The sequence below is a fragment of the Algoriphagus taiwanensis genome (assembly GCF_036245645.1).
Lineage (GTDB): Bacteria > Bacteroidota > Bacteroidia > Cytophagales > Cyclobacteriaceae > Algoriphagus > Algoriphagus taiwanensis.
Genome location: NZ_BTPE01000002.1, coordinates 157,194 through 179,090, shown reverse-complemented (window position 1 = coordinate 179,090; position 21,897 = coordinate 157,194). Strand labels below are relative to the sequence as shown.

The window sequence follows — 21,897 nt, the reverse complement described above, 5'->3', positions numbered from 1 at the left end:
AATTAAGGGATAAACAACTCAATTTCCTCGAATTATTGGATTTATAATAAATCAAGGAAAAAGGATAACAATTCCTTTGCTTTTTGATTTGTGATATTAATGAGTAGATTAATTCTTTAAAATTTCTATTTAACCAAATCTTATTTGTATGCACAAAAAATTCACTGTCCTTAATTTCAGGGACTTTTCCTGGAAGAGCCTGCTATCTGCAGGCATTGTTTTGGCTGTTTTTGCCAGTTGTACTGAAGACACAGAGGCTCCTGTTGTCATTCAGGATGTAGACCAAAAAGTTGAAAAATTGACTCTCTGGAAACCCTCTTCCGGTCCGGTAAATATTTTGGCCAAATATGATGATGACTCAGCCCCTATGGTCAATGACAGAAGGGCTACCCAAGCCGGTGGTCCTGATCGAGGTAGATTCAACATCACTTTAAAATTTGTAACTCCTGTAACTCAAAGACAATTTCAGGTGTTTGATGATGCTGCGGGAAGATGGGAAGGCATTATTATCGGCGATGTACCGTCCATTACAACGACACTTCCTTCTGCCTTTATTGGTCTACCTCCAGTGGCTGATGGAGAGACCATTGATGATTTGATTATCGAAGTAGCCCTTATACCGATTGATGGCCCGGGGGGTACATTGGGTGCTGCAGGCCCTGTATTCGTCAGAAATGTTGACAATCTCCCTGTTTCTGGAGTAATGTTTTTTGACACAGATGATTTGGCCTTATTGGACTTTTTCGACCTTTTTGAAGAAGTAATTGTCCATGAAATGGGCCACGTTTTGGGAGTAGGTACCTTGTGGAATGTTCCTGCAATCAGAGAATTGAGAAAATTCAATCCTGAAGGGTTTCCTTATTTTGACGGAAAAATGGCCAATACTTTCTGGAATGCAGAAGGTGGTCTAAACTTCCTGCCTATTGAGGGTGATTTTGGCCCCGGAACCCAATTTAGTCATTGGGATGAAGCCACTTTAGGAAATGAACTGATGACTGGATTTATCAACCTTGGAGTAAATCCGCTTAGTAGAATTACAGCCGGGTCTGTGAGAGACTTGGGATATACCAGTGCAAGTAGAGGCGAAAGATACGACCTGCCTAGAAACACTCCTGGAATCACCGCAAGAACCCAGGGTGAAGGAATCGACATTGCCAAGGGAGAAGTCTTGCTAGCTCCTATTGGGTTTGTATCCAACGAAAATTAAACTGAACCAAAACCTAATGCTAAAAGTCCTCAGCAATCGTTGAGGACTTTTTTATTTTCTGTCTTTGGAATCAATCACTATGGTCACCGGTCCGTCATTAACCAAGCTCACCTTCATATCTGCCCCAAATTCCCCTGTGCCGATGGTTTTTCCCAGTTCGCTCTCCAGGGCCAAAATCATTTTTTCGTACATGGGAATGGCGAAATCCGGTTTGGCCGCTTTGATGTAAGAAGGCCGGTTTCCTTTCTTGGTACTGGCGTGCAGGGTAAACTGAGAAATCAACAAAATCTCTCCATTGACATCCAAAAGACTTCGATTCATCACCTCATTCTCATCTGGGAAAATCCGCAGATTGACGATTTTTTTGGAAAGCCAATCGATATCCTCTTGGGTATCGGCATCTTCTATTCCCAAAAGCACCATCAGGCCCAAACCGATTATAGCTTTTACTTTTCCTTCGATTTTGACCGAAGACTCACTTACTCTTTGGATGACGGCTATCATTGGCTGAGGTCTTGCATTTGGCCGGAAGTAATAATTTCAAACGGGTTTGAAGTGGTAGAAAGAGCTGTTTTCACCATTGCTTTGGCTACCTGATAGTCATAAATGGGACGGATGTTTTTAGCCAACTTCAGCCAAACCAATGGCTTCATGATAATGGATGCAACTTGTTCGCCGAAACGAAACTCGGACCGATTTCCCAATAAAAGAGAAGGTCTGAATAAGCCAAGGAAGGTAAACTGAAAGGCTTTCAAATCCTCTTCCGTTTCCCCTTTGACCTTGTTGTAGAAAATCGATGAAGTAGCATCTGCCCCCATTGCCGAAACATAAAGAAATCTGGAAGCGCCCAGCTTTTTGGCCCAAGCAGCAAAACCGATTACCAAATCATGGTCAATAGCATAGAATTTTTCCTTTGAACCCGCCACCTTGATGGTGGTTCCCAAGCTTGAAAAAGCATGAATCTCGGCTGATTTTGCCTTTATGGCATCAATAAATCCATTGTAAGCTCCTCCAAATGATTCGGCACGAACTTTCTCCTCCCAGTCCCACGAGGAGAGCGAAAAAAGATCCCCCTCTATCTGTACAAGCTTTTCATGTTTCAAGGCCAGTTTTCTCCGACCCACACTCAGGATAAAGTCATAATAGCTGCTTTTCATTAGCTGATGCAGCAATTGCATGCCGACCAGTCCTGAAGTGCCTGATAGTATTGCTATTTTCATAGGATTATAATTTTCCCTTATAGCCCAAATGGAATGCCTTTAAATTGAATCCTTGTGGTGAGAAGTAATTCACATGGGCATTTCATGAAACTAAGGTCGATTGGATCAGAGGCAATAGCTCAGCTTCAAGCTCCTGATTTTTGTTTCTTGCATACCAAAGATGCAAAGTTTCTGAAAACTCTTTGTAGCTCATCCCTTTGGAATCTCTCTTGTACTCCAAGACCAATTCATGCGCGCTGGCAGGCCTTGGTCCCCAGGTAAACAATTCGCAGCTCAAATCAGCAGTCATCCCGATTACTTTTGGAATAGAACGAGTGCCATGGGTCAAATACTCATCCATCACTTCAGGATGCTCATCCCTGAGAATAAACCTGACTTGGATTCTTGTGTTATGTTCAGCCAATTTGACCAAATAAGGAATATTTTGTGCAGCATCTCCACACCAAGCCTCGGTGATGGCCAGCCAGATTTGATCCTCCTGAATAGCCTCCACCATTTCTTTGAGCAAAGGTGAAACCTTGGCTGTTTTGTCCCAGCGGTTCATCCGCTTTACATTCATCCTGGTGTAGTCCAAATACGCTTCTGAGTGATTGTGTCCTGTTGTTTTATTTTCTGCCAAAAGTTGATCAATAAGAGTTCGGTATTCCTGATAGCTCATCGAATGATGAATCAGGTCTCGAGTGATCGATCCCAAATGCTGCTCCATAAAATCTGTGTTGGTTTGTTTCCCTAGCCAAACAGGAGAAGTTACAATTGGGTTCTTTCCCAATCCAAAAAACTATCGACTTCATCCTTGATTTTCGCAAAAACGGCCATTACGACTGATAAATCATCAGCGAATCCAAAAAATCCGAGGAAATCAGGAATCAAATCAATCGGAGACAAAAAATAAACCAAGGCCAGAATAATCAATCCCAAGGTGGAGAAAGCAATCCGATGCTCTCCTCTAAAATGAGCTCTGACCATTCGGATCAAAATCGAAATCGGCTCAATCAGTTTCTTGACCTTAGGATTATCTCCCAGCTTAGCCAGCTTTTCTTTGACACCATGGAGGAGTTCGACCACCTTTTGTTCCTGTCGGACAATGGCATCCACCTGCTTGCCAAAGAGATTTTTGGCACGATCAAGAATACTCGAGGACTGGTCAGAAAATTTAGCCATGGGATTAGAAATATAATTGAATTTCTGACTTGACCTGTTTCAAAGCATAGCCTATAGCATCATTTTTTTTATCCAAAAATTGGGTGAAAATAGCTTTCGCCAGTTCCATTCCCGAGGCATCAGGACCCAATTCCTGCCGGCTCATATTTAGCAAAGTGATCACATCCTCCACAGCTCTTCTTACGGCTTCCCATGTCTCTTCACTGAAATATACCTGCTGACTCAGATTGTGATTAAACTCCTCTCTTACCTCGGAAAGCAACATCGGGTGCAGTTCGGCAGCAGTAAATTGAGAGGGATTGGATCTTCGCACCAGATTATTGGGAGAAATTCGTTCCAAAAGCAGGCAGAGCCTTTCAGCAGCCTGAAGCCGAATAGGCAGGACTAGTTGTGTATTTTGGGTTTTGAGGTCCACCAGCATTTTTTCTCTTTCTTTGGAAAGAAAGGACATCACCACCAGATACATGCCGTACAATACAGCTCCAGCTGGAAGGATGATTTTTAACAGTTCTAAAAGAAAATCCATGGGTTAAGTTTTGATGCTCGAATATGCGCAATTCTAATTGCTCAAAAAACCGGCCCAAAGGGTATTTTTGCTAAAATTTCTGAACCAAAACTCCAAAAAACCGATTTCCCAAGCATGCTTATCCCTATTCAGATCACATCCAAAGCAGAAGCCGAAATCAAGCATATCATGCAGCACAAAAACATCCCTGCGGAGTATTTTCTTCGTGTGGGGGTGAAAGGCGGTGGATGTGGTGGAATGTCCTATGCTTTGGGATTTGATAAGCCCAAGCCTGAGGATCAGCAGTTTGAAATCAGCGGAATCCCCGTTTTGATCGAAAAAAAGCATTACATGTTTCTGATGGGAATGCAGATTGATTTCTTTGAAGGGGAGGAAGCACGGGGCTTTACATTTGTCAATCCGGACATTCCAAAGCGTCACGATCAATGATTTTTTGTGTACCTTTTGTTCAAAACCAACACTTTGAATATGAAGGCACTATCCATCCTCTTTCTATTTCTGACCATCAGTTACTTTACTACTGCTCAAGTCAGGAGTCTTGAACCCAATCAAACTCCCGGGAAAGGCACTGTTGAAGACTTTAGCTGGATGGTGGGCTATTGGTCCGGTCCGGGACTGGGGGGTGAATGCGAAGAGGTCTGGATGCCGGCAGTCGATGGGCATATGATTGGCACCTTCCGTTTTTGGGAAAAGGGCAAATTGATTTTCTCGGAATTCATGAATTTGGTCCAAGAAGGGGAAAGTGTAAGCATGAAGCTGAAGCACTTTGGAGCGGATCTTTCGGGCTGGGAGGAAAAGGAAGAATGGACGACTTTTGAGTTGATCGAGATGGGTGATCAAAAGGTCTGGCTCAATGGAATGACCATCGAGCGAAAAGGGGATCAGTTGGTTTTCCAGGTCAATATCTCGAATGGAGCCGAAGCCCAAATTGAGACCTTTACTTATACTAAAAAATCCCTCTAAAAATCCTCAAATCCGGGCTTCACATTGTCCCAAAACTCATCCAAAGCGATGATTCGTGGTTTCAAAAAGGAAATGATTTTCGGCCAGTCTTCCCTATTTGTTACCTGAACACCCTCCAGGACTTTTTCGATTTTGGTGACCGGCTGTCCATTCTCGTTGAGATCATGCAGTTTCCAGTCCCATTCCTCCCCTAGACTTCCTTTGAGTAAGTTTTTCAATTCTTTGAACTGATCAAAAAACAATTCCTGAAGCTCAGGATCCCCGTGTCCCAACTCGATACCGATAGAGGCATAGCCCCGCTCAGCACGCATTCGAAAGTAAATATCCTTGATTCCGGTTTTGTAATTGGGCCAGTTGATTTTTCGGCCTTGGGCATTGGGAACGGGCTTCATGTACTGCCCAAAAGCAATCCAGAACTCAGTCCGGATTTTGGATAGCTCAGCTCTTGAAAACATGGAATTCAGGCAAAATCTTCAGGAAAGCATACAGTCACGGCAGAGTACTGCACTATTCCGCCCAGTGCTGGATGATGCTTTTTCAGGGTTAATTTGACGCTTTTTACTTTGGGATAAGTCTCCAAAATATCGGAAACAATCCGATGACCTAGGTGCTCGAGCAGTTTTACCTTCACATCCATTCTGGCTTTGATCAACTGGTATAGCTTGGCATAGTCCACGGTGTCCTTCAGGCTGTCATAGAGCATCGCATCTTTAAAGTCAGTCTCCAACTCCAAATCCAAAGTGAATCGATTTCCCAAAATAGATTCCTCCGGATAGGCTCCGTGATAGGCATGAAACTCAATCCCTTCCAGTGCTACTTTCCCCATCAGTCAAACTGGTCAAAAAATGAGCCTGAAGATTTCTTTGGATCTTCTTTAGCCACAGAGGGTTCCTCTGCTTCTTTTTTAGGCACTTCCAAGGGAACTTCCTCCTCAGGAACCTCTTCTTCCTGAGACTTGGCTTCTACCTCTATTTCCAATTCTTCGGCAATTTCTTCTTCAAACACATTCTCCTCGATGGGCTCTTCCTCTACCGGAAACTCACCCTGCTCTTCCAAGTCATGCTGTAATGCTTCGACAGATTTTTGGGTATCCTCATCCAGGTGGGCTTCTGACATATCCTCCTCAAATTGGTCCTCAGGTTCATCTTCTTTGTGGGGGACAGCCACAGCCGGAGCAAGGTTGGCGATGTTAGCCATGGTGAAATGACTGGATCTGCTGAGCTCATCCACGGCTCTTTGATAAGCTTTGGCATCGATTCGGAAAAAGTGTGCATCGGAGAGTTCGATCTGATTGAGCGCATCTTGAGAAAGCCGTTTCAGACTTTTGACCAATGCCTCCCGCTGCTCCAAAAGTCCGTCATAGCTTCTCACCAAGCTTTGCATACTTTCCCGGATTTCTTTGATGGTCTCTTTGGCTTTGACTTCGGCGGCAGAAGTGATGACACGTGCATGCTCATCAGCCTGAGCTTTTACATTTTGTGCATATTGCTGAGCCTCTCTTGCAGTTTGTTCCGCAATCTGATTGGCTTCTCCTATGATCTGATCCGCCGCCTCGGTCGCCTCAGTGATGATACTCGCTCCGGTATCCTCGGCAGTTTTTAGCGTTCGAAAAAGTGAATCCTCCACATCCTTCAGCCTTTTGGCTTCCGCTTCTACCTGTTGCAACTTGCTTCTCAGCTCGAGATTTTCATGATTAATCTGCTCCATGGCCACACTCATTTCCTCAAGGAAATCGGTTACCTGTTTTTTCTCAAAACCTCTAAAAGCTGTTTCAAAAGCTTTTTGGCGGATGGCAGTTGGGGATATTTTCATGGGATTCTAGTTATTATTTTGGGGAAGAGGAAAAGATTCCAAATTATATCCAGATGGAAACCTGTTTTTCTCTACTGATCCTTCATTGGCTTTTACAAAATTTCTTCTTCGATTTTCCAGATGGAGATGGTTCTGTCGTCCGACACCGATACGACCTGATCACTGTAGGAATTCCATAGAATTTTGTTGATCGAGGTACCATGACCTGCATTTCTGGCTTTATCGATGACTTTCAGTAGCTTATAATTTACCGGATCCCAGACCTTGATGGATTTGTCCATGGAGCAGGTGACCAGCCACTTCCCGTCTTCTCTGAAAGATAGATAATTAATAGCAAAAAGGTGAGCCACGACATTTTCAGCAAGACTGTAGTCTTGGGAGTTCCAAAATTTCAAATGAGCATCTCTTGCCCCACTGACTAGCGTACTCTCATCCGGAGAATACCCTAAAGCAAAAACGGAATTGGTATGGCCCACCAGATTGGCAATGGGCTCAAAAGAGGAATTCAAATCCAGAACTTTGATGGTATGATCACTCAGTCCGAGTGCCAGATGCTTTTTTCCCTGGGCAATAGCCATCACCCGAATACTTTTGGAGCTCAGCTTTATGTGCTGCTTTACCGCTCTATTTTCTAAGTCTATGATAATCAGCACTCCATCTCCAGTGCCTACCAATACCAGATTGCCATATACCTTAATGTCAAAGATGGCCTGATCGGTCAGCTTCATACTCCACAATTCCTTGTTTTCATTGAGATCAATGACATGAATCCCTTCAAAATTGTGGCCTATAAACAGAAGATTTCGCTCGCGATCTACTTCCAAGGCATAAACAGAATTGGGAAGCTTTGCGATCAACTTCCCGTCTTTTGGGCGATCCATATCCCACTCTACCACCATTCCATCTCCTGCCCCGGTATAAAAAAATCGGGGATCGCTCCCCTCTGTCAGGGCATAAATGCAGTCATTGTGCCCGGTAAGCGTATGTAATTTATTTACTTGGATTTTTGCCATATATTGAACGGAATCACCGTGGAGCCCTACCGGCGTATGCAAACAAAAATAGAAAAAATTGATTCTCACTCAGCTTTAGCCATAAAGAATATCGATTCCTATGAAAATCAATCCTTGGATTTTCTGAGTTTCCGTGAAAAGCTTTCCCTAGCCAACATCTCCCATCCTGCTAAAAGACTGGAATGGACCACGGCACGGATCGCCATTCATGAGGCCTTAGAGGTCCTGGGTGAGCCCTACCCTGGTTTTTTCAAAGATGAGCATGGCAAATCCCAATCCATGTCCGGTCAGGGCTTTGTATCACTCAGTCATACTCCGGGATTGGCGGGTGCTATTTTCCACAAGTCCCAATCGGTGGGAATCGATATGGATTTGATCCGTGAAAAAATCCTGAGAATCGGCTTCCGGTTTTTGGATGCCACTGAGTTGGATTTTTTGGAAAAAGATCCGATTCATTACACCATGGCATGGTCAGCGAAAGAGTCCATCTTTAAATGTCAAGGCAAAAGAGGAGTCTCCTTTCGGGAAAATATCCTTTTGGAGCCCTTTTCAAGCGAAGCCTCTGTCATCAAAGGTCGAATAAGAGGTACGAAGTTTGCAGACCATCACTATACCGTGCAAGTAAGGAAACTGGAAAATATCATCCTTACTTACACGATTTGGTGAATTAGGCGGTCAAAATCAGTATTGGTCCAAAGGCCAATTTGTCCCTGCCTATACCAGACCCTAAACCCACTTGAACTATGAAAAAGCTAATTCTTCTTCTTTTCCTGATTTCATTTTCTTTTGGAGTGAAATCCCAATCCTATACTCAACTCACGGCTCCAGATGCAGTAACTGGAAAAACAATGGAACTGACCTCCATGGTCAAAGGCAAAGGTTTGGTTTTGATCTTTCATACCCTAGAATGTCCATTTGTGAAAATGTATGAATACCGGATCAAGGCTTTGAGGGGCAATTTCCAGAATCAGGGATTCACCTTCGCTTTGGTCAATCCGGAGTCAGGAAATACGGAGGCTGATTTTCTTCCGCTCAGAAATCATATCAATGAAAGTGGATTGAACATGTCCTACCTTTCCGATTATTCCAAGGAGTGGGCTAAAGCCTTTGGGATTACCAAAATCCCGGAAGTGATCGTCTTGATCCCATCTGCCGAGGGTCCAAAGATTGCTTATAGAGGGGCCATCGACAATAATCCTCAAGCCGAATCCGCAGTGACCGAACGACATCTGGAGCGCGCGCTGAATCAGATTGCAAAAGGGGAATCTCCGGCAGCCAGTCAGGTGAGACCTGTGGGATGTAACTTAAGGACTTATTGATCGCTGAGAATAGCAATCAGCTCTTTGATTTCAGCCACTTTGCTTGCTTCTCCCAACTTTTCGAAGGAATGGGCAAGATTCCTCAAAGAGCGGAGAATGATCTCCAAATACGAACAAGGCTCGAAAAACTCCTCTCTTGGCTCAATCTTCAGATGCTCCAGATAATTGTAAATATCCTGCCGGCTAAAAATCAAGCCTTTGTTGAAAGCATTGATATAAAAGGTGATATCTGAAGATTTATAAGTAAGGACAAATAAATTGGGCAAATTAACTCCATAGACCGGCAGCCCCAATTTCTTGGCTACCAATAAATAAATCGCACACAAACTGATCGGGTTTCCTTTTTTGGTGTCCAATACAGTGGAAAGCATACTGTTTCCCGGAGAATGAAAGTTCTTGGTATTGGCAGAAAACCTTAGCGTATTGAAAAGAACATTATTGATGATCCGAATCTGATCGTATGGCTGCAGGTCATTTTTGAATGAAGTCCAGACTTCAAAGTAAATCTGATGCATCTCCGCATTGAGCTTTTCAAACTCCAAATCGGGATATTGATACGTATTGATGATCCAAAGCCCAGTCAACAAGTCCCGGTCTTCAGAATCTCTCCAATCCTTCAGTCTGTCTTTCAGCAAAGAAAACTGAAGATCATGCACCAAATCCTCAATTTCTTTCTGGAGTTCGGGATTGAAGCTGGACTCCCATCGCAGCTCCAAAAAGGGGATTACCCCATAGCCCAATGAAATGATTTTGTCTCTCACGTGACTTTTTACTTCCTGGTCCGGATCGTCCAAGAGAGAAACCAAAGCAATCATTTCCGAAGGAGTCAATTCATTCATGCTTTACTATTTGTCCTTAGAAGATAAGAAAAGATCAGGTTTGAATCACGCCCACATTGAATCTTTCTGTGATCGGAGAATGATTCGCAGCCTCTATTCCCATGCTAATGGTCTTTCGTGTTTCCCGAGGATCGATGACTCCATCCACCCAAAGACGAGCCGCCGCATAGTAAGGACTCAATTCCTCGTTGTATTTATTGGTAATTTCTTCCAGAAGCTGGCTTTCCTCCTCTTCAGTGATGGTTTTCCCGCTTTTCTTTAGAGAAGACACCTTGATTTGCAGAAGCGTTTTAGCTGCTGATGCTCCTGACATCACCGCCATTTGGGCTGTAGGCCAAGAGATGATCAGCCGTGGATCGTAAGCTTTCCCACACATCGCATAATTACCCGCGCCATAGGAGTTCCCCACCACAACAGTAAACTTCGGCACCACAGAATTAGCCATAGCATTGACCATTTTTGCGCCGTCTTTGATGATGCCTCTGTGCTCCGCTTTTGACCCTACCATGAAGCCGCTGACATCCTGAATGAAGACCAAAGGGATTTTCCTTTGGTTGCAGTTCATGATAAATCGGGCGGCTTTGTCAGCAGAATCGGAGTAGATTACCCCTCCCATCTGCATTTCACCTTTTGCAGTTTTTACGATTTTCCGCTGATTGGCGATGATACCTACTGCCCAACCATCGATTCGGGCGGTGGCGCAGATTAGGGTTTTACCGTAATCCTTTTTGTATTCCTGAAGTTCTCCTCCATCGACCAATCCCGCCAGAATCTCAAGCATATCGTAAGGTTTTACCCGGTCCTGAGGAAAAATCTCAAGCAATTTCTCTGGAGAAATTGCCGGGGCTTTGGATTCAATTCGGTCAAATCCTGCTTTTGGATTTTCTCCTAAAGTGGAAAATATCTGCTTGATCGCATCCAGGCATTTCTGATCATTTGCGTATTTGTTATCCGTCACGCCGGAGATTTCACAATGGGTAGTGGCTCCTCCTAGCGTTTCATTGTCTACATTTTCACCGATTGCAGCTTTTACGAGATAGGACCCTGCCAAGAAGATCGAGCCAGTTTGGTCTACAATCAAAGCCTCATCAGACATGATAGGCAAATAAGCCCCACCTGCTACGCAACTTCCCATGATAGCGGCCACCTGCACAATACCCATGGCCGACATTTTTGCATTGTTGCGAAACTGTCTTCCAAAATGCTCCTTGTCAGGAAAAATCTCATTCTGCATGGGAAGGAAAACACCCGCACTGTCCACCAGATAAATAATCGGAAGGCGGTTTTCCATGGCAACTTCCTGAGCTCGAAGATTCTTTTTGGCTGTCATGGGAAACCAAGCTCCTGCTTTGACAGTCGCATCATTGGCTACGATCACGCACATTCTCCCGCTCACATATCCAATCCCTGTGACCACTCCTGCGGATGGACAGCCTCCTTCTTCTTCATACATGCCATCAGCAGCAAAGGCTCCGATTTCCAAAAAATCTGTCTGAGGATCAATCAGGTATTCAATTCGTTCTCTTGCGGTAAGCTTTCCTTTGGCATGTTCGGACTGAATTCGTTTGGCACCACCTCCCATTTTGACTTCATTTAGTTTGGTCTGAAGCTGTTCGAGAAGTTGTTGCATAGTTGGTTTCTTTTCCATTTGAGACTGCATGGTATATTTGGGTTTATCTAGGGTACAAACTCCATAAAAAAGGAGAAGTTTACGAGCGAAAGTATTAAAAAAGCCCTTTTCTGAGGGAAAAAGGGCGATTTTCTTTTTGAGCTGTCTGAGAATCAGTTGACTTCGATGGAATTTTTATAATCCCGAATGGCACGAAAAATTGCCGAAGCCATGTACTCCTGACCTTGCTTGGACATCAAAAACTGTTCTTCGGAAGAATTGGAGAGAAAACCCAACTCGATCAGCACACTCGGCATGGATGGAGTCCAAAGTACATAAAAAGGCCCCTGCTTCACTCCTCTGTTTTTTCGCCCCACTCGATCTCTGAATTGGGTCTCCACCTGCTCAGCCAAGCTCAAGCTATTTCCGATAAATCCCTTTTGAGTGAGATTAAAAAGCATGTACGATTCAGGGGAAGTGGGATCAAAGCCTTCGTATTCCTCCTTGTAGTTTTCCTCCAGAAGAATCACTGAGTTTTCTCTTTTTACGATATCAAAGTTGGCTTCAAAGTGCTTGGTCCCCATCACAAAAGTCTCGGTCCCATAGGCGGATCTGTTTGGAGCAGAATTGGAGTGAATAGAAACAAAAAGGTCAGCCTTATTCGTATTGGCAATTTCAGGACGTTTTTTCAGGGTCGGAAAGCTATCATCCTTCCGGGTGTAGATCACTTCCACATCCGGCATATTTTCATTGATATACTTCCCTACCAGTAAGGTCACTGCCAGATTAATATCTTTTTCTCTGGCTTTGGAACCAATATTACCAGGATCACTTCCGCCATGACCTGCATCTAATACAATTTTTTTCATCCGGAATGCCGGCATCATCGTTTCATTGGGAATAAATCCTCCAAACAAAAAGGGAATAGTTATAAGAAAACTTAAGAGAATTTTTTTGTTATTGAACCGTTCCATGAGGGCAATCGAATTAACTTTACGCGAAATTTCATCCAAATTAATCAAAGCGCAAGCCACAGTGTCGGATTTGAGAATCCTTTTTTTGTTCCTTTCCCTCTTTTGGATTTCCACTTTTTCGGCGGAAGCACAACGACCTACCAATCCACCAAGGGAAAAGACCCTGATATTGCCTGATACGCTCACTCCTCCTGCTCGCAATCCCATTATCTCGGATTCTTTGCCGACTCAAGCAGACACTTTGATTCGCTTAGATTCGGCAAATATTGTGCCCAGGAGCGATATTCAGACCGATATTCTTTATTTCGCAGAAGACAGCATCATTACCGATTTCCGGGAAAACAGAATTTATCTCTATAAAAACGCCTGGTTTGAATATGGAGAAATGCGGCTCGACGCGGATCAGATCGTAATCGACTGGGAAACTTCCGAAATCTATGCCACAGGGGTCACGGACAGTTTGGGCAACGTGACGGGCAATCCCTTTTTCAAGGATAAAGGGACAGTCTATGAGATCCGAAAGGAAATGCGGTACAACTTCAAAACCCAAAAAGCCATCATCAAGGACGTGGTAACGGAGCAGCAGGATGGGATTCTTCGTGGAGAGACAATCAAAAAAACCGAGGATGGAAGTATCTATTTAAACCACGGCTATTACACCACATGTAAGCTCACGGAGCCTCATTGGCACATTTCTTCCTCCAAAATCAAATCCATTTCCGGCAAGCAGGTCGTATCCGGTCCATTTAATCTGTATTTCAACGGAATCCCAACTCCCTTAGGCTTGCCTTTTGGGATCATTCCCGATACCCCAGAAGAAAAAGCTTCAGGTGTGATCTTCCCTAGCTACGGAAAGGAACAGGTAAGAGGTCTATTTCTCAGAGATTTTGGCTATTACTTCGCAATCAACGATTACATCCATGCCCAAATCACCGGGGATATCTACTCCAAAGGGGGATGGGGAGTCAAATCCCAGGCAGTCTACACCAAAAGATACCGCTACAACGGAGGATTCAATGTAGATTTTCAAAAGTTCGTCAGCCCAGAGACCGAATTGAACCCCGTGGATTACAACACTTTCCGCATTCAGTGGAACCATTCGCCTGTCTCCAGAGGTACCGGAAGATTCTCCGCCTCAGTCAACGCCGGTTCGACCAGCTACTTCAATAACATCATCAGTACCAACAACTTCAACAACAATATCACAGCTGATCTGAATTCAAATATTTCTTATTCCAAGCAGTTTGTGGGAACACCGTTCTCCATGTCAGCCAATTTCAGACATTCCCAAAGTGTGCAGACGGGAGAGGTTCGCTTGGACTTACCGACCATCTCCATGAATATGAACCGGCAAAGTCCATTCAAAAACATCAAATTTGAACCACTTAAGACTCTGAACGTCGCTTGGAATTTCAATCTTCAGAACACCGTTTCCAACCGGATTCAGCAGCAATTTGGAGTGAACAACCCCATCATCGGTGATGGCCCACAGACGATTCCTTTTACGGTAGACAACTTGGGCTTACTTCTCCAAAACGCCAATAACGGAGCCAGAAACACGATCCCTGTCAGCTCCAACTTTACTTTGTTCAACTATTTCACAGGTACCGCCTCATTTAATTACACCGAGCTTTGGTATTTGCAGCGGCTTAACTTTTACTACAATCCATCCACTCAGAGGGTAGATAGAATCGTTCAGGATGGTTTTAATCGGGTTGGATTCTTCAACAGCTCATTTGCATTGAATACTAACTTCTACGGGTTTTATAATTTCCGCGGAAAAGGCAAGCTTCAGACCATCCGTCACCACATGGCCCCAACGATTTCTTTCAATTTCACCCCGGACTTTTCTGACCCTTCTTTTGGGTATTATCAAAGAGTCCAAGCCGATGCCACCGGGAGAACGCAGCTTTTTTCGAGACACCTGGGTTTTATTTTTGGTGGAGCGCCTTTGGGAGAATCCCGGGCAATGAGCTTTGCCGTTCGAAATGTATTTGAAGGAAAAATCAAAACAGAAACTGACAGCACCGAAGCCAGCACTAAAAAGATCCCACTTCTAGAGTCCCTGAACTTCAATACGGCTTACAATTTCGCGGCAGATTCATTCCAGCTTGCCCCTTTTCAGCTTTCGGCACGAACCAGCCTTTTTGAAAGAAAAGTATCTGTAAACGTCAGCACGACGATTGACCCCTATGCAGTAGGTGAATTTAGCAATGAGAATCAGGAAACCACCACCTTCAGAAGAATCAACCAATATGCCTGGAAAAATGGACAGGGAATCGGCACCATCCGAAATGCATCTCTCAACTTGAATGCTTCTCTTAATCCAAGAGGAGGGCCTGACCCGGGTCAGGTGAGGGATGAAATCACCCAAGACTTCCTTCAGCGGGGGGGAGTAATGGATGAATTTGCCCAAATGGAAATCAACCGAATCGTAGCCGACCCAAGTCAATACATAGACTGGAATATTCCCTGGAATCTGACCATAGGCTATAATTTGGCTTACTCCAAACAGGTGGATAACCGAACCAATATTACCCAAGGCGTCAATATAAGCGGGGACTTGTCCATCAGTGAAAAATGGAAAATCAATTTCAACACGAGCTACGATATTCAGGCCAGCGAATTCCGGCAAACGATGATCACACTAGCCCGGGACTTACACTGCTGGCAGATGGATGTCAACTGGATTCCATTTGGACGATTTACCTCCTACAATATCAACATCCGGGTGAAATCCAGCCTACTTCAAGACCTCAAAGTCTCCAGAAGAAGATCCTTCCTAGACCGCTAGACTCTCGCCCGGCTGATCGGCATGGTCATACATCTCGGCCCCCCAAGCCCTCGGGAAAGCTCCGAACTTGGGATTTCCAATACCTCCACACCCATATTTCTTAGTGCTCGGTTGGTATGAATGTTACGGTTGTAGCTGATTACTCTTCGGGGACCGATCGCAAAGACATTGGCCCCGTCAAACCACTGCTCCCGCATGGAATAGTCCGGGTTGCCATCCGCCGTAGCCAGGATCTCCAAATGGGGAATTTCCCGCTCCAAAACCGTCAATAAGGACTCCTTCAAAATTTCCCTTCGAATATTTACCCGGTCTCCCAGCATGTCCTTAAGTGTATAAAGGGAGGTCTGAAGCACGGAATTCATCGCATCAGGATAGGTGAGTACCAGATTTTCATCCAAAACAGTGAAGACAGTGTCCAAATGCATGAAATTCCTCTTTTTGGGCAAATGAACTTCATACACACGCTTAACCGAACCTTCTGCCAAAAGCGCTTTGGCAGCATGATAAATGGCTTTTTCGTCAGTTCGCTCCGAGTTGCCGATAGCTACCGCCTCATGGGAAAGAATAATCACATCCCCGCCTTCAATGCTCGGCGGACTATCATGCCCATTGATGGGATAGAGGCAGTTTACATGCTCCTTGAAATCCGGATGATTTTCAAAAATCGTCCGGAGCAGATCAGCCTCACGCTGCCTTCCTTCCATTTTCATAGACGAGAAAATTATCCCTCCCGGAGTCAAGGCCATTGGGTCTCGCTGAAAATACAAGTTGGGGCAAGGCGGAATAGCAAATGCATAATCCATCAGCTCACCGGGGTTGAGATTGGGTATTTTCCTTTTCAACTCATGAATCTTCAAGCCTGCTGTCAATATTCCTGCGCATTCTGCCGTACTGTATCGCTCCAGAATATCTTCGGCCAAATGGGACAAGCCAGACCTTTTCAGAGAGTCCCTCATCAGTCTAAGCAAAATCTCACGGTCATACAACACCCGAATCAAAAGCTCTCTGAGTTGATACACCTGAGCCCCGGTTGATTCCTTGATCAGATTGGAAAAAGCATCGTGCTCCTTTTGAAGGGCTTCTAGATAGGGCACATCCTCAAAAAGTAAAAACTCCTTATTGTAAGGGGTAAGCCTATCGATTTCTTTACCAGGCCTGTGCATTAAAACGGCTCTAAGCGTGCCATATTCAGAATTGATTCTAAGGTTCATTTTTCGGTTTCTTCAAAAATCAAGAGAGTTTGTTTTCAAATTAAAAACAAAATCAGAACTCTTTTAAATTTATTTCATAAAACATCCACCTTTTCTTCACCAAGCTTTTTCATTAAAATCCATAGGAGCCGAAGACCTTGGCGGATATTCGAAAAAAAAGAACTCGCTTTGCATTTATTCTGTATAAAGGGATAGCCATATTAATCACCCATGAATTTCCCAAAACTAAAGACCGTATTCTCTTCTCTCCTTCTTACCGTATTTTCGCTTACCTCCTGTTCTTCCAGCGCACAGATTGGCAAGCTCTTGGATAAAGCCGAGCAACTTGCAGGCAATCCTTCTACTTCAGAGATCAGTTCCGGATTGAAAGAGGCCCTGAAAAAAGGAACAGGCATCAGCGTAGACCGACTATCACTCCAAGATGGCTACCTGGGCAATTTGGATGTCAAGATTCTTTTTCCCGAAGAGGCAAAAAGTGTAGAAAACACACTCAGATCATTGGGTTTTGGCTCCCTTTGCGACCAAGTGATCACCAGTCTCAACCGGGCAGCTGAAGATGCTGCCCAGGAGGCCAAGCCCATTTTCACTGCAGCTATCAAGCAGATGAGTTTTCAGGATGTGCAAAAAATCCTTTTAGGAGAATCCGATGCTGCCACTACCTATTTCGAACAAAGCACGACAGCCTCACTTACTGAGAAGTTTTCTCCGATCATCGATACCAGTCTGAAGAAAGTCGATGCCACCAAATACTGGTCGGATGTGATGAATCAATACAATAGGATTCCTTTGGTCAAAAAAGTGGACACCGATCTCACGGCATTTGTCACCAAAAAAGCCATCGATGGGCTTTTTGTAGAGATCGCTAAAGAGGAATTGAAAATCCGGCAAAATGTAGGAGCTAGAACCAGCCCTTTGCTTCAGAAGGTATTTGGGTATGCCGATCGTCAAAAGTGAAAAATAATAGCCTATAGCCATCAAAAAGGTATTTTTGAAAATAAATTCATTTTTTTTCAGTTTTCCGTTACCACTTTTAATTGCATTTGGCGCCTATAGAGATACAACCAAAAACTCTATTTGCCATGAATGTAATTTTCAAAAACCAGCGAAAAGTACTTTTTGCCTTTTTGCTCACTTCGGCCTTAGTCGGCTGTGACACCTTAGGAGGAGGAGGAGATGACCCAATTGTAATCTCACCTGATGCAGAAAGCATCACAGACTATCTCAGAGGGTTGAACTCAGACCCAAATTCACTTCTGAATGTGCAAAGCATTCCCGGAGGCTCTCAGCGCACAGAAATCAGCAACCGGGTCAACTCCTCCCCCATTCCCGGAGGAAATCTGGAATGCCGCACGATAAAATATGACCTCAAAAACAACTTTGAGGATATCGCCATTCTCAGGCCCACCAATGGGATCATTTATCCCGGAGCCTTAGTCATTGCTGACAAAGCCACATTAGGGGGGCTACCTACACCCGCCGGAGTGGACCGGGCACCGATGACACTGAGAATTGACCTTCCAGGTATGGGTCAAAACGGCAGTCTGAAAGTAGATAAACCCTCCAACTCCAATGTGCAAACCAAAATCGATGAAGCGCTTGAGTGGTGGAATGCCAATGCCTATCAAGAAGGCTACGTCAATGCAGCCAATTCAAGCTACATTGCGCGCACTTCTTACAGCAGCCGTCAGGTCAGTATGGATATCGGCCTGAATGTAGAATGGGCTCGTGGGGATGTAGAAACCCAGTTTAATTTCCAATCCTCCTCTACTGAGCGAGTAGCCATGATGTCCTTCAAGCAGGTTTTCTATTCCGTCACCATGGATGCCCCCACCAGTCCGGGACAAGTATTCGGCCCGGATGCGAGTATCACTGAGATCGAACAGAAATTTGGTCCCGATTCTCCCCCAGCCTATGTTCAGGCAGTCAATTATGGTCGAATCATCATGTTTCGAATGACCACCACTACCAGTGCTACCTCTGCTGAATTGGAGGGCGCATTAAATTATGCCACAGGATTAACCCAAGTTTCAGGAACCCTAGAGGCTAAGTATAAGGCCATCCTTAATACCTCCAACATTACCGTGGTGACCATCGGAGGAAATGCATCTGTGGCTTCCGAGGCAGTAAGTGCCAAAAACTTCGCTGATTTGGAATACATCATCAAGGGTGAAAATGCCGTTTATTCCAGAAATAATCCGGGTGTACCCATCTCTTATAAGCTTCACTATCTGAAAGACAATACCACCGCCAAACTCGGATATACCACCGAATATGACGTCCAAACCTGTGAGGAAAAGAAACATCCTGCAAGAGAAATCTCCCTTAACAACAAAAGTGGAATATGCGGAATAGATGTCAGGTTCACCATTACCTATAAAATAATAAACAACGGAGTCACCTCCAGCAAAGCGATTAGTAGTGGAGAAATCGTACAGAATCGAAAAGTAGTGAAAGAAGTACCTGCCGGGGCATTTGATATCCGTCTGACGGTAGAATTCCAAGATGGATTTGCGTGGAAATTCCTCGGAGACCGGACTTACAATAAGCCGACACAGGTATGTCTGGAAACGACCGCAAGGAACCTTTGTACCCAGATCGTACTCAATCAGGTCAACTGTTAAACTAGAGATAAGGAATTGGACCGCCTAATTCCCTTGTTCTATTGAGGAAGCATAGAAAGAAGCTTTTTCCGGATTTCCTGAATTGCCAAAAGCTTCTGCCAACGAAGAGTTCAACTGATTGATCAAATTTTGATTCTCATCCGGATTCTGATTGGCAGTCTCCAGCGCTTTTTCCAGATATTCTATGGCGGTAGAAAAATCTCCCATCGCTAACAGGCTTTCACCGAGAGCTTGTTGGCTTTGGGCGATTTGAATATCGCCCTGAGGAAGAAGTTTTTCTCTGATTTCCAGACTTTCGGCGTAGTAAAACCGGGCATCCTGAAATCGCCCCTCATCCATTGCGATTTTTCCCAATCTTTGCCTTGGGCTAGCCTTCCGGGGGTCTTTATCAGAGAGCAATTCGTCAAAAATCTCCAAGCTGGTTTCATATACTTCCCGGGCATTTTCTAAATCTCCGGATGCATAATAAGCATTTCCCAAACTCCCATGAAGTGCCCCATAGTAGTAGTGAGATCTGCCAAAAATGGAATCAATAACCAAGATCGTCGACTGGTAGACTGGAATGGCTTCTTCAGGTTTTCCCAGACCGATATAAGTCCTAGCCAGATTACCCATACTGGCTACCGTTTCTACATGATACTTTCCTAGAATAGCCTCTCTTTGTTCCAAAGATTTTTTGACATACTTCAGCGCCTGCTCATAATCCTCCATGTCCTGATAAAAACTCCCAAAATAGTTGTAGGCGTAGGCTATTTCCAGATGAGGCTCATCAAAAAGCTGCCTTTTCATCTCCAGAGATTCGGTTAGGTATTTTTTGGCTGAATCCAATCTGTCTAGCTTTCTGGCAGTGGCCCCTTTCATATGGAGCAAAGTAGCCAGTTCGACATTAGGAGTTGGGTCTGCCAACCTGGACAAGCGCAAACCTGCTGTCAAAGCGGAATCTGCCCGTGCATAATCAGCAATATCATAGCAGACAGTCCCGAGTTCCAATAAGGCGCTTGCCAATAACTCACCCTCTTTGATTCCCGCATCAGTAAGTCTCTGGATGGCTTTTTCTGAAAAAATAACGGCTGAATCAAGTTTACCAAACATAAAGTATGAGCTTGATATCAACACCTCATTATTGGCTAGAGTCTCTTCAGATATTCCTGTCTGTTGCAAATTGATTCGATAAGCTTCCTCGATAGTATTTTTCGCCTTTTCGTATTGCCCTAAGCTCAAATACACCGGACCCAAGCGGAGAAGCATGTCAGCAAATAGGGCTGGGTCGTCACCCAGATTTTTTTCCAGATTTTTCAATCCTTCATCCAAGAGCTGCACTGCTGTTATCGTATCTGCTCCACCAATATTTGGGTCTGCGGCAGAAAACACATCTGTGATCAAGTTGGTGATCTGATTGGCTCGTTTTGCCTCGGCAAGGGCAATATTTCGCTGCTCTCTCAGCTGGAAGGTATAATAGAAACCCATAGCCAAAAGGAGTAAAACCGCAGTATTGGCTACCGCGAGCACAGTTCGGTTTCTTCTTATATATTTTTTTGCCCGATAAGTCCATTCATCCGGGTGAGCTCCCACAGGATAATTTTGACCAAAATCATCCAAATCCCGAATCAATTCATCCACTGATGCATATCGGTCATCTGCATACCTCTGCATGGCTTTTTGGCAGATCAACATTAGGTCTTCACCGAATGGAACATCGCCAAAATCCTTTAGCAGAATGAATTCTTGATGATTGCAAGTTAAAACGGCATTCTTAAGTTTTTCTGGCTCTTTGAAATAATTTTGGAAAGGGTGATGATCGCAAAGCAATTCGAACAACACCACTCCTAATGAATAGATATCCGAAACGGTGTTGGGGTGATTTCTTTCTATTTGTTCTGGAGATGCATAGGCAAGAGTGAAATTACTCTCCTGCTCTTTTCCCTCTTCCAACATTTGGGAGACCCCAAAATCCAAGAGTTTTACCAGTGCATCCTCATTGACAATGATATTTTGAGGCTTGATATCCAAGTGGGCGATCAGAGATTGATGTGCATAGCGCACAGCTTGACAAACTTGAGAGAAAAGCAACAACCGATCCTTCAACCCCAATCGATGGATTCGACAGTATTCCAATAGATTAAGTCCAGAGACCCACTCCATGGTAAAAAAAGGCCGCTGATCTTCTGTGAACCCTCCATCGTACAAACGGGCAATGTTGGGATGATTGAGCTTGGCAAGAATCTGTCGCTCCCGTTCAAAAAAACTGCGATAAGCCGGATGGATTAGCAAGGGCTTCATCAGCTTGATAGCTACCACCTGATCAAATTGGCCATCCACTCGGATTCCTTTAAACACGGTACCCATGGCACCTTGGCCCACCACTTCCTGCAATTGGAAGGAGCCGATCCTTCCCCCTAAAAGTTCGTGGTCATTTTCCAAAATGGAAAAAACACTTTTTGACCCCACTTGAAAAAGCGGGTGCGATTCTTCATCTTCCTGAAGGAGCAAGGTAAGCTGATCAAAAAGCTCAGGGTCATTTTCAGAAAGCTTCTTGAGTCGAATAGTTCTTTCTTCAGGAGCCAGAGAGGTCAACTCATGAAAAAGTATCTCCACCTGTTCCCACTTTCCATCGCCTCTTTTCATTGG

22 protein-coding genes are annotated in these 21,897 nt (G+C 44.4%); 8 read left to right on the top strand and 14 right to left on the bottom strand.

Features of this window, described 5'->3' with window-relative positions:
• Positions 1–148 precede the first annotated feature (148 nt).
• A complete protein-coding gene (locus AAA938_RS03010) occupies positions 149–1,207 on the top strand; it encodes a leishmanolysin-related zinc metalloendopeptidase (protein ID WP_338227150.1) in 1,059 nt (352 codons plus the stop codon).
• Positions 1,208–1,258: 51 nt separating this feature from the next.
• On the opposite strand, the gene dtd is transcribed toward AAA938_RS03010, so the two are convergent.
• The 5 genes from dtd to AAA938_RS02985 all read right to left on the bottom strand — a co-directional run bounded on the left by dtd (position 1,259) and on the right by AAA938_RS02985 (position 4,114).
• On the bottom strand, positions 1,259–1,711 hold the full coding sequence (gene dtd, locus AAA938_RS03005) for a D-aminoacyl-tRNA deacylase (RefSeq protein ID WP_338227149.1): 453 nt from the start codon (positions 1,709–1,711) through the stop codon (positions 1,259–1,261).
• The gene (locus AAA938_RS03000; RefSeq protein WP_338227148.1) at positions 1,708–2,427 is read right to left on the bottom strand and encodes a Rossmann-fold NAD(P)-binding domain-containing protein; all 720 of its coding nucleotides are present in this window, start codon (positions 2,425–2,427) and stop codon (positions 1,708–1,710) included. The genes dtd and AAA938_RS03000 overlap by 4 nt, the downstream gene beginning before the upstream one ends.
• Before the next feature lie 82 nt (positions 2,428–2,509).
• Positions 2,510–3,133 (bottom strand): thioredoxin family protein, encoded by a 624-nt coding sequence (locus tag AAA938_RS02995; RefSeq protein WP_338227147.1) that lies wholly within the window; start codon positions 3,131–3,133, stop codon positions 2,510–2,512.
• 41 nt (positions 3,134–3,174) lie between these two features.
• Positions 3,175–3,588 carry a YkvA family protein gene (locus AAA938_RS02990; RefSeq protein WP_338227146.1) on the bottom strand — a complete coding sequence of 138 codons (414 nt, stop codon included), beginning with the start codon at positions 3,586–3,588 and terminating at the stop codon, positions 3,175–3,177.
• A gap of 4 nt (positions 3,589–3,592) precedes the next feature.
• Complete coding sequence (locus AAA938_RS02985) at positions 3,593–4,114, bottom strand: DUF7935 family protein (protein ID WP_338227145.1); 522 nt, start codon at positions 4,112–4,114, stop codon at positions 3,593–3,595.
• Between the two features lie 114 nt (positions 4,115–4,228).
• Here AAA938_RS02985 and AAA938_RS02980 point away from each other — a divergent pair, with 114 nt between their 5' ends.
• Both AAA938_RS02980 and AAA938_RS02975 read left to right on the top strand, forming a co-directional pair.
• Positions 4,229–4,543 carry a HesB/IscA family protein gene (locus AAA938_RS02980; protein WP_338219238.1) on the top strand — a complete coding sequence of 105 codons (315 nt, stop codon included), beginning with the start codon at positions 4,229–4,231 and terminating at the stop codon, positions 4,541–4,543.
• A gap of 39 nt (positions 4,544–4,582) precedes the next feature.
• Positions 4,583–5,077: a DUF6265 family protein gene (locus AAA938_RS02975; protein ID WP_338227143.1), complete on the top strand. Its 495-nt coding sequence runs from the start codon at positions 4,583–4,585 to the stop codon at positions 5,075–5,077.
• Here the strand turns inward: AAA938_RS02975 and AAA938_RS02970 are convergent.
• From AAA938_RS02970 to AAA938_RS02955, 4 genes are all read right to left on the bottom strand, one after another.
• A complete protein-coding gene (locus AAA938_RS02970; RefSeq protein ID WP_338227142.1) occupies positions 5,074–5,532 on the bottom strand; it encodes a DUF4268 domain-containing protein in 459 nt (152 codons plus the stop codon). The two genes, AAA938_RS02975 and AAA938_RS02970, sit on opposite strands and share 4 nt — an antisense overlap.
• 5 nt (positions 5,533–5,537) lie before the next feature.
• Entirely contained in the window at positions 5,538–5,903 is a 366-nt protein-coding gene (gene folB / locus AAA938_RS02965; RefSeq protein ID WP_338227140.1) for a dihydroneopterin aldolase, read from the bottom strand.
• The gene (locus AAA938_RS02960) at positions 5,903–6,889 is read right to left on the bottom strand and encodes a DivIVA domain-containing protein (protein ID WP_338227139.1); all 987 of its coding nucleotides are present in this window, start codon (positions 6,887–6,889) and stop codon (positions 5,903–5,905) included. Before AAA938_RS02960 ends, folB begins: the two co-directional genes overlap by 1 nt.
• 92 nt (positions 6,890–6,981) lie before the next feature.
• Complete coding sequence (locus tag AAA938_RS02955) at positions 6,982–7,902, bottom strand: WD40 repeat domain-containing protein (protein WP_338227138.1); 921 nt, start codon at positions 7,900–7,902, stop codon at positions 6,982–6,984.
• Positions 7,903–7,938: 36 nt separating this feature from the next.
• Between AAA938_RS02955 and AAA938_RS02950 the strand changes: the two genes are divergently transcribed.
• Both AAA938_RS02950 and AAA938_RS02945 read left to right on the top strand, forming a co-directional pair.
• The gene (locus AAA938_RS02950) at positions 7,939–8,568 is read left to right on the top strand and encodes a 4'-phosphopantetheinyl transferase family protein (protein ID WP_338227137.1); all 630 of its coding nucleotides are present in this window, start codon (positions 7,939–7,941) and stop codon (positions 8,566–8,568) included.
• Between the two features lie 77 nt (positions 8,569–8,645).
• Positions 8,646–9,221, top strand: coding sequence for a redoxin domain-containing protein (locus AAA938_RS02945; RefSeq protein ID WP_338227136.1), 576 nt, complete (start codon positions 8,646–8,648; stop codon positions 9,219–9,221).
• Here the strand turns inward: AAA938_RS02945 and AAA938_RS02940 are convergent.
• The 3 genes from AAA938_RS02940 to AAA938_RS02930 form a co-directional block, all read right to left on the bottom strand.
• On the bottom strand, positions 9,215–10,060 hold the full coding sequence (locus tag AAA938_RS02940; RefSeq protein WP_338227135.1) for a transglutaminase-like domain-containing protein: 846 nt from the start codon (positions 10,058–10,060) through the stop codon (positions 9,215–9,217). The genes AAA938_RS02945 and AAA938_RS02940 overlap by 7 nt on opposite strands.
• 34 nt (positions 10,061–10,094) lie before the next feature.
• Positions 10,095–11,690: an acyl-CoA carboxylase subunit beta gene (locus AAA938_RS02935; RefSeq protein ID WP_338227134.1), complete on the bottom strand. Its 1,596-nt coding sequence runs from the start codon at positions 11,688–11,690 to the stop codon at positions 10,095–10,097.
• A gap of 152 nt (positions 11,691–11,842) precedes the next feature.
• A complete protein-coding gene (locus AAA938_RS02930; RefSeq protein WP_338227133.1) occupies positions 11,843–12,643 on the bottom strand; it encodes an N-acetylmuramoyl-L-alanine amidase family protein in 801 nt (266 codons plus the stop codon).
• Positions 12,644–12,704: 61 nt separating this feature from the next.
• Here AAA938_RS02930 and AAA938_RS02925 point away from each other — a divergent pair, with 61 nt between their 5' ends.
• Positions 12,705–15,437, top strand: coding sequence for a putative LPS assembly protein LptD (locus AAA938_RS02925; RefSeq protein WP_420915721.1), 2,733 nt, complete (start codon positions 12,705–12,707; stop codon positions 15,435–15,437).
• Here AAA938_RS02925 and AAA938_RS02920 read toward each other — a convergent pair.
• A complete protein-coding gene (locus tag AAA938_RS02920; protein WP_338227131.1) occupies positions 15,434–16,648 on the bottom strand; it encodes an arginine deiminase in 1,215 nt (404 codons plus the stop codon). The two genes, AAA938_RS02925 and AAA938_RS02920, sit on opposite strands and share 4 nt — an antisense overlap.
• 210 nt (positions 16,649–16,858) lie before the next feature.
• On the opposite strand from AAA938_RS02920, the gene AAA938_RS02915 reads away from it, so the two are divergent.
• Positions 16,859–17,602 (top strand): DUF4197 domain-containing protein, encoded by a 744-nt coding sequence (locus AAA938_RS02915; protein WP_338227130.1) that lies wholly within the window; start codon positions 16,859–16,861, stop codon positions 17,600–17,602.
• 125 nt (positions 17,603–17,727) lie between these two features.
• Entirely contained in the window at positions 17,728–19,269 is a 1,542-nt protein-coding gene (locus AAA938_RS02910) for a thiol-activated cytolysin family protein (RefSeq protein WP_338227129.1), read from the top strand.
• Between the two features lie 24 nt (positions 19,270–19,293).
• Here the strand turns inward: AAA938_RS02910 and AAA938_RS02905 are convergent, their stop codons facing one another.
• The gene (locus tag AAA938_RS02905; protein WP_338227128.1) at positions 19,294–21,894 is read right to left on the bottom strand and encodes a tetratricopeptide repeat protein; all 2,601 of its coding nucleotides are present in this window, start codon (positions 21,892–21,894) and stop codon (positions 19,294–19,296) included.
• Between the last annotated feature and the right edge of the window lie 3 nt (positions 21,895–21,897).